Origin of the sequence: Nocardiopsis oceanisediminis, assembly GCF_048595525.1 — a bacterium.
Taxonomy (GTDB): Bacteria; Actinomycetota; Actinomycetes; order Streptosporangiales; family Streptosporangiaceae; genus Nocardiopsis_A; species Nocardiopsis_A oceanisediminis.
In genome coordinates this window covers 4,460,609-4,475,179 of the sequence record NZ_JAFMZJ010000001.1, presented here as the reverse complement: position 1 = coordinate 4,475,179, position 14,571 = coordinate 4,460,609, and the positions used below count along the sequence as shown (strand labels likewise).

13 protein-coding genes and 1 CRISPR repeat array are annotated in these 14,571 nt (G+C 74.9%); of the genes, 6 read left to right on the top strand and 7 right to left on the bottom strand.

The window, feature by feature from the left end:
- The first annotated feature begins 366 nt into the window (after positions 1–366).
- The 3 genes from J0910_RS19915 to J0910_RS19905 all read left to right on the top strand — a co-directional run bounded on the left by J0910_RS19915 (position 367) and on the right by J0910_RS19905 (position 5,303).
- Complete coding sequence (locus J0910_RS19915; RefSeq protein WP_420160057.1) at positions 367–2,199, top strand: SLC13 family permease; 1,833 nt, start codon at positions 367–369, stop codon at positions 2,197–2,199.
- Between the two features lie 73 nt (positions 2,200–2,272).
- Positions 2,273–3,499: a glycerate kinase gene (locus tag J0910_RS19910; RefSeq protein ID WP_420160056.1), complete on the top strand. Its 1,227-nt coding sequence runs from the start codon at positions 2,273–2,275 to the stop codon at positions 3,497–3,499.
- Between the two features lie 142 nt (positions 3,500–3,641).
- Positions 3,642–4,036: a CRISPR direct-repeat array (repeat unit 29 nt; unit sequence GTGTTCCCCGCAGACGCGGGGATGGACCG).
- A 52-nt stretch (positions 4,037–4,088) separates the two neighbouring features.
- Complete coding sequence (locus J0910_RS19905) at positions 4,089–5,303, top strand: NsdA family TPR-like regulatory protein (protein WP_420160055.1); 1,215 nt, start codon at positions 4,089–4,091, stop codon at positions 5,301–5,303.
- Between the two features lie 37 nt (positions 5,304–5,340).
- Here the strand turns inward: J0910_RS19905 and J0910_RS19900 are convergent, their stop codons facing one another.
- From J0910_RS19900 to J0910_RS19875, 6 genes are all read right to left on the bottom strand, one after another.
- Positions 5,341–5,664 carry a DUF397 domain-containing protein gene (locus J0910_RS19900; protein ID WP_420160054.1) on the bottom strand — a complete coding sequence of 108 codons (324 nt, stop codon included), beginning with the start codon at positions 5,662–5,664 and terminating at the stop codon, positions 5,341–5,343.
- Entirely contained in the window at positions 5,664–5,933 is a 270-nt protein-coding gene (locus tag J0910_RS19895) for a Scr1 family TA system antitoxin-like transcriptional regulator (RefSeq protein ID WP_420160053.1), read from the bottom strand. The genes J0910_RS19900 and J0910_RS19895 overlap by 1 nt, the downstream gene beginning before the upstream one ends.
- Entirely contained in the window at positions 5,876–6,205 is a 330-nt protein-coding gene (locus tag J0910_RS19890) for a DUF5753 domain-containing protein (protein WP_420160052.1), read from the bottom strand. Before J0910_RS19890 ends, J0910_RS19895 begins: the two co-directional genes overlap by 58 nt.
- A gap of 246 nt (positions 6,206–6,451) precedes the next feature.
- Positions 6,452–7,255: an alpha/beta fold hydrolase gene (locus J0910_RS19885; protein WP_420160051.1), complete on the bottom strand. Its 804-nt coding sequence runs from the start codon at positions 7,253–7,255 to the stop codon at positions 6,452–6,454.
- Positions 7,256–7,393: 138 nt separating this feature from the next.
- Positions 7,394–8,884, bottom strand: coding sequence for an MFS transporter (locus J0910_RS19880; RefSeq protein ID WP_420160050.1), 1,491 nt, complete (start codon positions 8,882–8,884; stop codon positions 7,394–7,396).
- 128 nt (positions 8,885–9,012) lie between these two features.
- A complete protein-coding gene (locus tag J0910_RS19875) occupies positions 9,013–10,128 on the bottom strand; it encodes an FAD-dependent monooxygenase (protein WP_420160049.1) in 1,116 nt (371 codons plus the stop codon).
- A gap of 182 nt (positions 10,129–10,310) precedes the next feature.
- Between J0910_RS19875 and J0910_RS19870 the strand changes: the two genes are divergently transcribed.
- The gene (locus J0910_RS19870) at positions 10,311–10,919 is read left to right on the top strand and encodes a TetR/AcrR family transcriptional regulator (RefSeq protein WP_420160048.1); all 609 of its coding nucleotides are present in this window, start codon (positions 10,311–10,313) and stop codon (positions 10,917–10,919) included.
- An 86-nt stretch (positions 10,920–11,005) separates the two neighbouring features.
- Here the strand turns inward: J0910_RS19870 and J0910_RS19865 are convergent, their stop codons facing one another.
- Positions 11,006–11,272 carry a hypothetical protein gene (locus J0910_RS19865; protein ID WP_420160047.1) on the bottom strand — a complete coding sequence of 89 codons (267 nt, stop codon included), beginning with the start codon at positions 11,270–11,272 and terminating at the stop codon, positions 11,006–11,008.
- Between the two features lie 457 nt (positions 11,273–11,729).
- Here J0910_RS19865 and J0910_RS19860 point away from each other — a divergent pair, with 457 nt between their 5' ends.
- Entirely contained in the window at positions 11,730–13,238 is a 1,509-nt protein-coding gene (locus J0910_RS19860) for a hypothetical protein (RefSeq protein ID WP_420160046.1), read from the top strand.
- Between the two features lie 255 nt (positions 13,239–13,493).
- Positions 13,494–14,429, top strand: a complete 936-nt coding sequence (locus J0910_RS19855) for a sulfite exporter TauE/SafE family protein (protein ID WP_420160045.1) — start codon at positions 13,494–13,496, stop codon at positions 14,427–14,429.
- The last annotated feature ends 142 nt before the right edge of the window (positions 14,430–14,571 follow it).

The following is a 14,571-nucleotide window of genomic DNA, read 5'->3' as shown; positions in this document are numbered from 1 at the left end:
GCGCCCGGACACTCCGGGGGACCGCCCGCACACCCGACAGCCTCTGAGGGCGCGGGCGGGGACGGCTCCGGGCGTCGCCCGGCCCCGCCGCCCGGCTCCCGGCGCCGGAGGGCCGGGCCCGCCCCCGGAACCGCGGCGGGGCGGCCTTCACGCCGAATCCACGGGGCCGTGTGGCGCTGTTCACCAACGGCCCTTTAATCTTTGCGGCGGAGGGCCGAACCCCCTATCGGCCGCCGGTGATCCCCTGGTACCAAAGGGTTCCGGGGACCGCTGCGGCGGCGGGGGCCGACCGGCCCCGCTCCTGGATGAGGGAAAGCTAATGAAGAGCTCATCCAGGGTTCAGCGTCGGCCAGCACGCTGATCTTCATGAGTTCCCTGACGGCTCTCCCCGCTGCGCCCTTCGCGATGCTCGGGGCCGCCGAGACGAGCAAGGCGGCCGAGAAGGCCGAGGCCGAGGCCGCCGAGCCCGGAACGGCCAGGCCCGAGTGGTCCGGTCCGCACCCGATCGACCTCGAACTGACCCAGCCGTTCCGGCGCGACCCGGCGCCCGAGCCGGCCGGCCCGGAGGAGCCCCGGGCCGAGCGCCCGGAGGGCGGCTCCGAGGAGCCGGACGCCGAGTCGACCATCCCCGAGCTGACCCGCCCCGGGGCGCGGGTGGGCGGGCCGGCCGAGCCGGCGGGGCCGGCGGGTGAGCCGTCCGAGCCCTCCGAGCCGTCCGAGGGGGCCGGGCCGCCCGCCTCCGAGGAGGCCGCCGCGCCGCGCCGCCGGGCCGCGACCGCGCTCCGGGTGCTGGCGGCCGCCGCCGTCGCCGCCGGGCTGGTCTGGATGTACTTCGCCCTGCCCGCCCCCTCCGCCGGGCTCTCCTCCGACGGCCGGACCGTGCTGGTGGTGTTCGCGGCCACGCTCGCCTGCTGGACGCTGACCCGGCTGGACGACACCTTCGTCGGAACCGCCGCCGTCGCGGTGCTCATCATCGCCGGGATCATCCCGCACGAGCACTTCCTCGGGCTGCTCGGCTCGGACACCGTCTGGCTGCTGGTCGCCGCCTGCGTACTGGCCGCGGGGATCGAGCGCAGCGGGCTGCCGGCCCGCGCCGCGCACGCCCTCATCGTCCGGGCCGGAACCGTCCGCCACCTCGTCCACCTGGTCACCGCGGGCGTGGTGCTCACCGCGCTGGCCATCCCGTCGACCTCCGGCCGGGCCGCGCTGGCGCTGCCGGTCTTCCTCGCCCTGGCCAAGGTGTTCGCCGAGCGCCCGGCCGTGGTGCGCGCGCTCGCCCTCGTCTTCCCCGCCACCATCCTGCTCAGCGCCATCGCCACCCTGATCGGCGCCGCCGCCCACCTCATCGGCAACGAGTTCCTCGAAGCCATGGCCGGCGGCGGGATCGGCTTCGGCCACTGGCTGCTGCTCGGCCTCCCGGTCGCGGTGGTCTGCTCGCACCTGGCGGCGGAGCTGGTGCTGCTGCTGATGACCCGGCGCGCCGACCGGCGCGGCCGGCTGGCCATCGACCCCGCCCGGTTCGCCGAGCTCTCCGGGCAGAACGCCTCCGGCCCGCTCACCGCCGCCCAGTGGCGGATGCTCGCCCTGGTCACGGCCGTGGTGGCGCTGTGGTGCACCGAGTCGCTGCACGGCCTGCCGCCGACCCTGGTCGCGCTGCTGGGCGCGGTCGCGGCGACCGCGCCGGGCTTCGGCACGGTGCGGATGTCGGCCGGGCTGAAGTCGGTGCCGTGGCCGCTGCTGGTCTTCATGATCAGCGCCGCGGCCCTGGGCGAGGCCCTGGTGAGCAGCGGCGCGGCCGAGTGGCTCACCGGTACCGCCCTGGGCGGCCCGGCCGGCGCGCTCGGCGACACCGCGCTGATCGCGCTGGTCGTCGCGGTGAGCGCCGCCGCCCACCTGGTGCTCCAGTCGCGCTCGGCGCGCGCGGCGGTGCTGGTGCCGGCGGTGATCCCGCTGGCGATCGCCTCGGGCCTCAACCCGGCCGCCCTGGTGTTCGCCTCCACCGCCGCCGCGGGCTTCTGCCACACCCTCACCTCCTCGGCGAAGCCGGTGGCGATGTTCTCCGACCTGCCGGACGGCGTGCCCACCTACCGCCGGGCCGACCTGCTGCGGCTGTCCGTGCTGCTCGGGCCGCTGGTGATCGCCGTCGTCCTGGTCGCCTCGCTCTACCTCTGGCCGTACCTGGGGCTTCCGCTGCGCTGAGCCCGCAGCGGACCGCCCGCGCACATCCCCCTGTCTTCTTCTCCATCTCCCGATCGAAAGGCCGAGAACAGCCATGCTCAACGACAGCCGGATGCGCATCCTCATCGCCCCCAGCGGCTTCAAGGAGTCGCTGGACGCCGTGGACGTCGCCGGGGCCATCGCGGCCGGGGTCTCCCGGGCGCTGCCCGGGGCGCGGATCGACACCGCCCCCATGGTCGACGGGGGAGAGGGGACCGCCGCGGCGATGGCCCGCGCCACCGGCGGGCGGCTGGTCCCGATGCGGGTGGAGGGGCCGGTGGGCGACCCGGTCGACACGCACTTCGCGATCCTGGGCGGACCCGGGCCGCGCACCGCCCTGGTGGAGATGGCGGCCGCCGCCGGGCTCCGGCTGGTCCCCAAGGACGCGCGCGACCCCGGCCGCACCTCCACCTACGGGGTGGGCCGGCTCATCTCCGCGGCCCTGGACCACGGGTGCGAGCGGATCATCGTGGGCTGCGGCGACTCCGGCACCAGCGACGGCGGCGCGGGCATGCTCCAGGCGCTCGGCGCGGGGCTGCTCGACGCGGACGGCGGGCAGGTCGGCCGGGGCGGCTACGAGCTGGCCCGGGTGGCGCGGATCGACGCCTCGACGCTGGACCCGCGGATCGCCCGCACCCGGATCGACCTGGCGTGCAACGTCTACAACCTGCTCACCGGGCCGAAGGGCGTGGCCCGGGTGTTCGGCCCGCAGAAGGGCGCCACCCCGGAGCAGGTGGACCGGCTGGACGCGGCCCTGTCCCACTGGGGCGACCTGCTCAGCGCGCACGCCGGGACCGACCTGCGCACCGCCCCGGGCAGCGGCGCGTCCGGCGGGCTGGGCGCGGGCGCGGCGGGCGTGCTCGGCGCGAACCTGGTCCCGCGCTTCGACGTCCTCACCGACCACCTCGACCTGGACCGCCGCATCGCCGCCGCGGACCTGGTCATCACCGCCGAGGGCGCCATCGACTACCAGACCCCCAACGGCAAGGTCCCGGCCGAGGTCGCGCGCCGGGCCAAGCGGCTGGGCACCCCGGTCGTCGCCCTGGCGGGCACGGTCGGCCGCGGCGCGGCGCTCAGCCACGCCGCGGGCATCGACGCCATCGCGGGCATCATCGCGGCCCCCCTCGACCTCGCGGGCGCCATCGAGCGCGCGGCCGACCTGACCATGGACGCCGCCGAGCGCACCCTGCGGATGATCCTGGTCGGCACGGCCCTCAACGGCGGCCGCGACGCCCGCGTCCCGGCGGGATCCGGCGCGGCCCTTTCCGGGGGAGGAGAATGAGATTCCTCTAGAATGCGGCGGGCCATGGCCGAGCGAAACGGTTGCCGAGGATCCCTCTTCCGGAACTCGCCTTCGAGACGAGGCACGCAGGCGGCGATTATGAACTTTCGATAACATACCAAATCGCTGCAGGTAGCGAAGGGTGTTCCCCGCAGACGCGGGGATGGACCGCCATTCGAGAGCGACGCATTGACGTGCTGATCGTGTTCCCCGCAGACGCGGGGATGGACCGGTCAGGAGGCAGCGGGCCGGGATGCGCTCGAAGTGTTCCCCGCAGACGCGGGGATGGACCGTCGTGGGGACAAAAGTTCGCTTTCCTCTTGGGGTGTTCCCCGCAGACGCGGGGATGGACCGGACGCCTGATGGCCCGCAAGTACGCACAGATCGTGTTCCCCGCAGACGCGAGGATGGACCGAAAGAGTAGTTGCTATGTAAGCTTCAGCTTTTGTGTTCCCTGCAGACGCGGGGATGGACCCGCACCGCGCTTGGTCTTGAAACGGCGGTGCCAGTGTTCCCTGCAGGCGCGGGGATGGACCGCTCCGCGAGGCCTTGGCCCCGGCCACGGGCGCGTGTTCCCCGCAGATGCGGCATGCACCCCAAGCCGCCCGCGCCGCGGTTGCCGGCCGCTGCGCTGTCGGAGCGGCTGGGCCGCCGGGTCGACCCGGCCGAGATCGGCCTGGCCGACGCCGAGCCGATCGACGACCATGTGGGGCTGGCCTTCCCCCGATCCCTGCCCGCCGCCCTCCAAGCGGCGGGGGCCTTCTGGAGCACCATGGACCGCCGCCACTTCCTCGCCGCCACCTTCAGCACCGCCGCCTTCGGCCCGCCCGCCCTGCGCTGGCTCTCCCAGAGCACCGACGAGACCTCCGCCCACGCCGGCGGGCGGCGCGTCGGCCGCGCCGACATCGACGAGCTGTCCGCGCTGGCCGAGCAGGCCCGCCACACCGACTCCCGGTTCGGCGGCGCCAGCGCCGGGGTGTCGGCGGTGGCGGTGTGCCTGCGCGACGTGGCCGCCCCCATGCTCAACGGCACCTACACCGACGACGTCGGTCGCGAACTGTTCTCCGCGACCGCGGTACTGGGCCGCCTGGCCGGGTGGGCCGACTTCGACGCCGGCCACCACGCCCGCGCCCAGCGCCAGTTCATCCAGGCGCTGCGGATGTCCCGGGCCGCCGGCGACGTCGCCCTGGGCGGCTACGTGCTGTCGTGCATGGCGCTGCAGGCGTGCCTGCGCGGCTACCACGACGACGCGCTCGACATGATCGAGGCCGCCACCGCCGCCACCGGCTCCAGCCCGCCCCGGGTGCGGGCGTTCCTCCGCCTCATCGAGGCCCGCGTGCACGGCCGCGCCGGCCGCCCGCAGGCGGCGGGCCGGGCCCTGGCCGCCTCGGACCGGCTGCTGGACCAGGCCGACGCCCGCACCGGCGACGACCCGGCCTGGATCGACTTCTATGCCCGCGCCCGGCTGGCCGCCGACGCCGTGGAGATCCACCGCGACCTCGGACAACCCGCCGCCGCGCTGCGGTGGAACGAGAAGGCGACCATGCCCGCCGACCGGTTCGCCCGCTCCTATGGCATCCGCATGGCCGTGGTCTCCTCCGCCCACGTCTTGTCCGGCGACCGGGACGCCGCGCTTCCCGCCGCGCACACCAGCGTGGACGTCCTGGCCCACGTGGCCAGCCAGCGGGCCCGGGACTACCTCGACGACCTGGCCGACCGGTTCACCCCGTGGCAGGGCGACCCGGAGGTGGGGCACCTGCTCGACCGGATCCGGGGGGATCACCGGACCCCCGCCCTTCCATAGGCGCGGGGACGAGCCCGCCTCTGGAAGGGAGTCGGAGCTACAGGGCTTCCGCCTGCGCGGTGCGGAGGAAGAAGGCCCACTCCTTGGCGGGGACGGCGATGAATCCGTCCTCGGGATGCCGGGAGTCCCGCACGGCGGCCCCGCAGGGGAGGGAACCGACCTCGATGCAGTTGCCTCCGGTGTCGCCGCTGTAGCTGCTCTTGCGGAAGTCGGCGGGGATGGACGCCACTTCGACGCAGTTGCCGCCGGTGCCTCCGCTGTAGCTGCTCTTATGGAAGTCGGCGGGGATAGTAGCCACTTCGACGCAGTTCACCCCCTGTCCGCTGTAGTTGCTTTTGCCGAACACAAGGTCATGGGTCATCACGGGGCGCCCTCCAGATGAGTGATCCTGTCGGCGATGATCTCGGCCGACTCAGAGGCGCTGACCGCTGCCCCTTGAATATCGCCGAACGTCACCGTATACCGCTGGATTTCTTCCGGTAGCTCCAGGTAGAGGGCATCGGTGAGCGTCTCGATGCAGACGATCGTGGGGTCGATCGGGTCGGTGAACTCAAGGAACATAAAGGGGGCGGTCAGCCCGGCATGCGCCCCCTGGGAGAAAGGCAGCACCTGGAAGTCGATGTGCGGCATCCGCGCCATGTGTGCAGGAGGTACTCGAGCTGCTCCCGCATGACGGCGGCCCCTCCGATGGATCTGTGCAACACGGCTTCATCGATGACTGCTCGCAGGTGTACCGGCTCGAAGCGGTTGAGGATCTCCCTCCGGGCCATGCGGGCTTCGACGCGGCGCTTGACCTCGCCATCGCCGGTAAGCCTGCCTCCGCGGAAGACCGCCTCCGTGTAGGCGGGCGTCTGCAGGAGACCCGGGACGGCCGCCGCGCCTCCGTCCGCGACCGTGAGCACCTCCGGCCCGGCCCCGCCGGGCTGGACCCCTGCGCCCAGGGCGGCCGGGGCCTGGCGCTGATCGATGCCCTGGCCACCTCCTGGGGCGACAACGGCCTGGTCTTCTACCGCCAGGTCTGGTTCTTCCTCGACCGCGACCTCACCGGGAGCGCCTGGGCCACCTGCTGACCCCTGGGGGAGTCCGCGGCGCACGCGTGCCCGCCCCGAGCGCGAGGGGGCGGGGCGGGCACCCTCCTTCTCGTGCCCTCATTCCTCGAAGAAGCGGGTGAGCAGCGGGGCGATCGCCTTCGGGTCGGCCACGTGCGGCTGCCCGGGAATGGAGGTGCGCCGGGCGTGCGGGATGCACGCCGCGAGCGCGTTGGCGGCGAGGCCGAGGAAGTCGTCCGGCAGCCCGCTCATGTTCGGGTCGCCGCCGCTGTCGCCGGTGGCGACCAGCACCGGCTGAGTGATCTTCTCGAACCGGGAGGCGGGCGGGCGGCCGTCGCCCAGGCAGGCCGCGTCGTAGGCGAGGGTGTGGGCGAGCCCTTCCAGGCGGGGCCAGACCGGCGACCTCCGCGCCTCGGCGACCGCCTCCTCGGGCGAGCCCGCCAACCGCATGAAGAGGGCGACGGCGTCGCCCCGCCGCCCCTGCGCGAGCAGCGCGTCCAGCTCCTGCCGGTACACGCGCCACTGCGCCGCCATGCCGTCCGCGATCGCGTACGGCACCTCGTACACCGAGACCTTGGCGACCCGCAGCCCCGCCGCCGCTGCCCCCAGCGCCAGCGCCCCGCCGGAGGAGACCCCGTGCAGGAACGCCTCCCCGCCGGCCTCGCCGATGAGCGCGTCGAGGTCCTCGATCTCGCGGTCCACGGAGTAGGGCGCGGTGTCCCCGCTGCCGGCCCGCCCCCGCCGCGCGTAGTTGTACACGCTGAACCGCCCGGACAGCTCGCCGGCGAGCGGCGCGTTCTCCGCCCCGTCGTCGAGCCCTCCGCCCACCAGGACCAGCGGCGGGCCGCCCCCCTGGCGCTCGTATGCGATCGGTGTGCCGTCTCGCGAGGTGACCTGGCCCATCGGGCCCTCCCTGGGAGGTCGGTGGCATCCGCCCTCTACTCCTACCCCAGGGGGCGACAGGGGGCGGAGGAGCGGCGCCCCCGTGTCCCCGCCCGAGGGCGGCGCGGACGCCGTTCCAGCAGGCCCGGACGGGCCGGGCTACCCCCCGACCGCGGACGCGCCCCGGCGCGGGGCCGCGCCGGGGCCGGCCGGCGCGGCGGTCCGGCCGCGCACCAGCATGGCCGCGGGCACCGCGGCGAGGAGGAAGAGCACCCCCGCCAGCGCGACGTAGAGGTGGACGCCGGCGGCCGTGCTCACCGGGGCGCCGGCGGCGAAGGTCTCGGGGACCCGGGTCGCCTTGAGCACCTCGCCCCCGGCGAAGTTGAAGACGACCGAGCCGAGGGCGAGCACGACCGAGACCAGGCCGGCGGTCGTTCCCTGCCGCTCGGGCGCCTCGATGCCGGTCGCCAGGTTGTAGCCGGAGGCGCCGATCGCGCCGGCGGCCGCGCCGACCAGGGTGCCGCAGACGACCGCCAGCGGCAGCACCGATACGCCCGCCAGCATCGCGAAGGTCGCCACCGCCCCGAGGGCGATGCCGCCGAACAGGGGCGGCGCGGGGCCGAACCGCCCCGCGAGCCACCCCGCGCACACGCCGCCGACCACGATGCCGAGGTTGGGCGCGGCGAGCAGCACCGCGACCGCCTCCCCCTCGCCCAGCCCGTAACCGAGCCCCAGCTCCGGGGGGACCTGGGCGATGATGCCGGTCAGCTGCAGCATGCTCCGGAAGGAGCCCGCCGCCAGCACCAGGGCCAGCAGGGTCAGCAGGATCGGCCGGGTGAGGGCCCGGATGTCGATGATGGGCTCGTCGGTCCGCAGCGCGAGGAGCGCCCAGCCGGCCAGCGCGGCGGCACCGGCCGCCAGCAGCGCGACCATGCCCGCCGACAGCCACCCGAAGTCGCTGCCGAGGCTGATGTAGGCGAGCACGGCGCCGAGGCCGCCGCCGAGCAGGAACGCCCCGACCACGTCGACCCGGCCGGTGCCGCGGATCGGCGACTCCGGGATGAAGGAGCGCACGCAGAGCGCGGCCGCCGCGGCGAGCAGCGCCGCCATGCCGAACACGCTCCGGTGCCCGAACACCTCGATGACCGGCTGCATCAGGAACGGCTCGATGATCCCGACGACCGACGAGCCGGACGTCACCAGCCCGACCATCGCCATCGCCGCCCCCGGGGAGCAGATCTGGCGTGCGAGGGCCACCGTGATGAAGACCGCGGCGAAGGCGGCGCCCTGGAGGAAGCGTCCCGCCAGGAAGATCCAGACGTTGGGGGCGACGAGGCAGACCAGCGCTCCCGCGCAGGCGAGGAGCAGCGTGCCGATGAGGACCCGGCGCTTGCCGAAGATGTCGGAGCCCTTCGCGAGCAGCGGCGACCAGATGGCCCCGGCCAGCATCGCGCTGGCGTTCAGCCACGCGGCCTGGTCGGTGTCGAACTGCTCCAGCAACTGGGGCAGGACCATCATGGGCGAGCCGATGGCCACGTCGGCCAGGACGTTGGCGAGGGTGAGGACGGCCGCCCAGAGGGCGAGCCGCTTTCCCCAGCGGTGCTCTCGGGCGGCGGGGGCGGGTCCCCCCGGTGGTGCTTCTTCGACCATGTGTTCTCTCCAGCGGATTCGGGGGGCAGGGCCCCTGCGGTGCGGTCGGTGAGGGGCGGCGGCGGTGCCGTGCGCGGCGGCGCCGGGTGGTCGGGAGGGCGTCGGGCGCTGTCCGCACCGCGCCCGGGTCAGGGCGCGCCGGCTCCGGACGCCCGCAGCGCCTCGTTGCGGGCGGCGATGGCGGCCCAGGTGGCCGGCAGCATCCGGTCGCGGCCGCCGTCGACGCGGCCCTGGGCGGAGGAGACGTAGGGGCGCTGCCGGGCCTCGTACCGCTCGAACGCGGCGGTGAGGTCGCCGCCGCTCCGCTCGATCTCCTCGGCGAGGAAGCGGGCGCCGGTGAGCGCGAGCGAGGTGCCCCGGCCGGACAGGAAGGCCGGGCAGTACCCGGCGTCGCCGACGAGGACGGTGCGGCCGCGGTGCCAGGAGGGCAGGCGGATCTGGCTCGCGGCGGTGAAGTAGAGGCGGGGGTCGGCGTGGGCCGCGTCGAGCAGCTCCGGGATCCGCCACGACCGGTGGCCCGCGAAGGCGCCGGCGAGGATCTTCTTCTGGGCGTCCAGGTCGCGGTGGTCGTAGTCGATCCGCTCCGAGCGGAACTGGAAGACCGCGACGGCCTTGCCGCCGTAGTGGAAGACGCCCGCCATCCGGCCGGGGACGTTGTAAATCGAGTTGGGGCCCTCGGACCGGGCCTCGCCGGGGAGGTCGGCGAGGGCGAAGTAGACGCCGAGGTGCCGCAGGTGGTCCTCCTCGGGCCCGAACACCAGCCCGCGCACCGCGGAGTGCTGGCCGTCGGCGCCGATCACCAGGTCGTACCGGCCGGTGCGGCGCGATGCGAGGCGCACGTCGACGCCGTCGCCGCGGTCGGCCAGCGCTTCGACCGAGTCGCCGAAGCGGATCGCCGCGGTGTCCGGGAGCGCATCGGCGAGGATGCGCACGAGGTCCTCGCGGAGCAGCTCGATGTCGTCGTCGGAGTCGCCGACCTCCGCCATCGGCATCCGGGCCACCGGCTCGCCCCGGTCGTCGACGAACCGGGTGAGCTCGGACATCCGGACCCGGTGCCCTCGGATCTCCGGGAGCAGCCCCATTCTCTGCACGGCCTCGATCGCGTCACCGCGGATGTCGATGGGCGTGCCCGTGAGCCGGAGGCGGCGGGCGTGCTCGACGACGGTCACGTCGTGGCCGCGGGCGCCGAGTTCGCGTGCGCAGGCGAGCCCGGCGATGCCGGCTCCGGAGACGAGGATCTTCACGTGTGCGCTCCAGGGTTCGCTGAGGCGGGCGTGCGGTCGGGTCGGCCACCGCCCCGGTGCCTCGACAACTAAAAGCAACAATCTGTCGCTTTTAGGGAGCCTACTTGCCGCCGGCTTGCACCGCAACGCCGTATCTGGCGACAATCGGCACCCGGGAAGAGGAGCAGGAGGTGGGCGCGGCGATGGCCGACACGACCGCGGACCGGGCGCCCGCGCGGCGCCCCGGCGGCCGCAACGCGCGGGTGAGAGCGCAGATCCTCGCCGCGACCGCCGAGCTGGTGGCGCGCGACGGCGTCGCGGGCTTCCGCTACGAGGAGGTCGCCGAGTCCGCCGGCGTGCACAAGACCAGCGTCTACCGGAACTGGCCCGACCGCGAGGACCTGGTGGTCGAGGCCCTGCTGCGCTACGCCGAGGACCTCGCCTCGGTCGCCGACACCGGCGACGTCCACCGGGACCTGGCGGACTTCCTGCTGGCCCTCGCCGGCGGCCTGGAAACGCCGTTCGGCCGCACGCTGGAGCAGGCCATCCAGCCCGCCCGCCAGAACCCCGCCGTCCGGCAGGCGCTGGGCAGGATCCTCGACCGGCGCGTGGCCGCCCTGCAGCGCCGGGTGGACGCCGCCGTCGAGCGGGGCGAGCTCCCCCCGGTGGACGGCTCCTTCCTCGGCGAGATGCTCTCCGGCCCGGTGCACCTCATCGTCAACCGCGGCACGCGCCCGTTCACCCGCGCGGACGCGGAGCGCATCGTCGGCGTGGTCCTCGCCGGGATCCGGGCCACGGCCGCGCAGGACTGAACGGCCGGGTCCGGGGCCGCCGCGACCGCCGGTCTACGCCCGGCCCGCCCCGGGCGGCTCCGGTTCCGCCGGGCAGTGCGTCCTCTTCACTCCGCGCCGTCCCGGCCGGGCCCCTCCCCGGGCGGAGCCGCCCCCACCCGGCCCAGGGACACCCAGAGGACGCCGCCGAGGAAACCGAAGAACAGCAGCTTCAGCACCGTGAAGGCCACGATCCAGGCCAGGGCCGCGCCGCCCGCGCCGGGGTCGTAGGAGAACCACGGCATGCCGGCCAGGAAGAGCCCGACCAGGGCCACGGGTGCCACGGCCAGGATCCGGCGGCCCGGACCGATCCGCTCAGGGGGATGTGGGGGCATGGTGTCCTCCCTGCCCCTGCCGGGCGGGGCGAAACCCCGCCGGTGCGGCGAGACCGTCGGCCGCGGGGCCGCCCACCGGATGATTCCCGGCGGAATATCGCGGTTTTGCCGGAGGCGGGGTAATTCATGCGCTCTTGTCGAGGTCCGGGTGTTCGCCTCGGAAGGGCGGTCCGCCGCCGCCCGCACCGGAACCGCGGCGCTCTCTATTCCGGGGCGGAAAATCCGACCGGCATATCCCCAGGTCGCGTTCTATCCGGCCTGCGCGATATGAGGAGGCGGGGTCGGCCGCGGTGGAAAGGATGTACGATCCGGAGAAAACAGTCGAGGCCGCCCGGTGTAACCAGCACCTGACGGCCTCTCACCACCGACCTGCACAACCAGGAAGGCGGCTATGCCGAACCCTACCGTTCGGCGCCCGGAGGATGCACATCCTTCCTCCCCGGCGCCCGGCGTTCCCGTGTCCTCCCCCTCCTTCACCCGGCTCCTCGACTGGATCGCCCTCGACCCGCGGCTCAGCGACATCGCCGTCCGCGGCTACTGGATCCTCCGCGCCCACGTGCACGAAACCGACGACGACCCCCTCGTGCGCGTCACCGACGCGGGCCTCGCCGGAATGCTCGGCAAATCGGAGAAGACCGCGAAGCGCTGCCGCAGGCAGCTGGAAGAGGCCGGTCTGCTCGTCCTGGTCGAGCAGACCACCCGGACGGTCCGCGACCCCGGAACCGGTCGGTGGACCCCGCGCACCACCAACGTCTACCGCGTCGTCGAAGAACCGCCCCGCGGCCATTCCGGGCCCCTTTCCCCGTGGGACTGGCGCCGCCGCTTCCGGGGCGAATCCGCCCTTTCCGGAATTTCCCGGCGGACAGATCCGTCCGCCGGGAGGACGGATCCGGCCATCGGGGCGGACACCGATGACCCCCTTTCAACGAAGCCTTTTCAACGAACCCCTCTCAACGAATCCGCTCCGTCCGCTCCGGAGCCGGGAACCGAATGCCGCGCGCCCGCGCGCGGGGCCGCGGACCGGCGGGCGGCCCCCTCCGGACCCGCCGAAAAGACCCCCGCCCCGTCGGGGCCGGCGAACGGCGCGCCTCCGGCGCCGCCCGCGCCCCCGGTCGCCGGACCGCCCGCGTTCCCCACGGCCGAACCGCCCGCGCCCCCGGTCGCCGAGCCGCCCGGGTGGGCGATCGGACTTCTGTCACCGGTCCCCGACGCCGCCCTGGCCCGCCCCGCCGCCGACCGCCGGGCCCTCGCCCTGCGCCTGGCGGCCCTGGCCGACGCCGGCGTGGACCGCTCCGCACTCGCCGCCGCGGTGGCCTCGGCCGGCAGCGCCGCACGCCCCTACCCGGCCCTGTCCGCCCGGCTGGCCTCACCGCAGGCGGTACGGGCCTGGAACGCCCGGACACTGGGGGCGGGAACGGGAACGGCGCCGCTGCCGCCCGGCGGTCGGCCCGGCGGCGCCCCTGACCCCACCGCTCCCACCGGCTCCGCCGCCTCTGCCCGGACCGCCGGATCCGGGCGGGGGAGCCGGGAGCCTTCGGACACCGCCCCCGGCTTCACCGCCGACTCCAGCGGCAGAGCCGCCCGCACCTGCCCGGCCCACCCGGCGATCCGCAACGTCCCCGGCGGGACCTGCGCGCTCTGCGGCGGCCCGTGCCGCGGCTTCCCCGGCGAGGACCTCGCCCCGCCGCCCGCCGTCCCGGACACCGGGCAGACCGGTGCGGACCGCCGGCGGCCTGAGCGGCCCTTCGGGGCGCCCGCGCCCGGAAGCGGCGCGGAAGAGCCCGAGATCGATCCGGAGAGCATGGAGCGGATGCTCGACTCCCTCACCGCCGCGGCGAGGAAGCGGAGCATCCCGGCTCAGAGCCGGGGAAGGGGGCGTGCTCCCACCTCCGCCGCGCGGGCGGCCGCCGACGGGATGCGCGGGCTTCTCGCCGAACTCCGGGGAGGCCGTCGTCCGCCCTCATAGGGCTGCCGGTGACCGGGGCGAGAGGCGGGAGGGGCCGGGTTCCGGAGGCTCCCGCCCCCCACGCGGGGCGGCTGGGGCGCACGGTGAAGCCTCAGGTCGGAGGGCCTTCCTCCGTCTCTCTCCCGTGCTCGATCGCGGTGGACCGCCGGTGGTGCGGCCGGGGCCGGGGAGCGGGGCGGGGTTGACGAGGGGACCCCGAACACTCCACTATTCCTACTGAACAAGTCGGATAAGTAGCGGCTCCCGGAAGGCCCCATGCGAACCCTCGTTCTCCTGGCCATCGTCGGATTCTTCGCGCAGCTGGTCGATGGCAGCCTCGGCATGGCGTACGGCGTCACGTCGACGACCCTCCTGCTGCTCATCGGGACCAGCCCCGCGGCCGCGTCGGCGACGGTGCACCTGGCCGAGATCGGGACGACGCTGGCGTCCGGGGTCGCGCACTGGCGGCTGGGCAATGTTGACTGGAAGGTGGTGCGGCGGATCGCGCTGCCCGGCGCGGTCGGGGCGTTCTCCGGGGCGACCTTCCTGAGCTGGCTGTCCACCGAGGTCGCGGCACCGCTCATGTCCGGGATCCTGCTGGCGCTCGGCGTCTACATCCTGGTCCGCTTCACCGCCTGGGGCATGCCCACCCGGAACCTGGGCAAGCCGCTGCGCAAGCGGTTCCTCGCCCCGCTCGGCCTGATCGGCGGGTTCGTCGACGCCACCGGCGGGGGCGGCTGGGGGCCGGTGGGCACCCCGGCGCTGCTGGCCAGCGGGCGGATCGAGCCGCGCAAGGTGGTCGGCTCCATCGACACCAGCGAGTTCATCATCGCGCTGTCGGCCAGCATCGGCTTCCTGATCGGGCTCGGCTCCGGGGGCATCGACCTGACCTGGGCGGCCGTGCTGCTGGTCAGCGGCGTCGCGGCGGCGCCGGTCGCGGCGTGGATCGTCCGCAGGTTCCCGCCGCGGGTCCTCGGCTCGGCCGTCGGCGGCGTGATCATCCTGACCAACACCCGCACCATCCTCGGCGCCGACCTGGTCGTTCTCCCCGGAGCGGCGGAGGCCGGGATCTACGCGCTGATCTGGCTGGCCTGGGCCGGCGCGGTCGCCTGGTCGGTCCGGGCGCACCTGGCCGACCGGGCGGCGGCCGCCGCGGAACCGGTCGCCGTCCCCGCCCCGGCCGGGCAGGACACCGAGGCCGCCCGCTCCTGAGCCGCGCCCCGCCCCCGTCCGCGCCCTCCCGGATCCGGTCCGGGAGGGCGCGGTGCGTTCCCGGGCGGATCGGGGGGACCGGGGCGGTGCGCGGACCGGTCCGGAGGCCGTGCTGCTACGGTGCTGAGCCGCCGGGGCCTCG